Annotated in this window: 1 pseudogene; it reads left to right on the top strand. The window is 37.3% G+C overall.

The window, feature by feature from the left end:
* Positions 1-298 (top strand): annotated as a pseudogene (locus tag ACOMCU_RS28400) (transposase); the annotation flags it as partial.
* Between the last annotated feature and the right edge of the window lie 45 nt (positions 299-343).

Raw genomic sequence — 343 nt, 5'->3', positions numbered from 1 at the left:
TGGTTCCACTTATTCATAGCGATCGTGGTTATCAATATACTTCAAAACTTTTCAAACGTATGATAGATGATGCCGAGATGGTACATAGTATGTCTAGAGTGGGACGTTGTATCGATAACGGACCAATCGAGGCTTTTTGGGGTACGCTCAAATGCGAAAAATACTATTTAAATAAATATGATACATATGAAGCGCTAAAAAAGCAATTTTAGGATACATTTCGTTTTATAATTCAGAGCGCTATCAAGAAAAATTAAACGGCTTGAGCCCCTTGGAATTCAGGTCTCAAGCCGCGTAAAGCATTTTTATTATTTCCACTGTCTACTTGACAGGGAGCAGTTCA

This window comes from Lysinibacillus sp. UGB7 (assembly GCF_049058285.1).
In the GTDB taxonomy this organism is placed as follows: Bacteria; Bacillota; Bacilli; order Bacillales_A; family Planococcaceae; genus Lysinibacillus; species Lysinibacillus sphaericus_B.
Note: the sequence above shows the minus strand (reverse complement) of the source record. Positions and strands in the feature narration are given on the sequence as shown.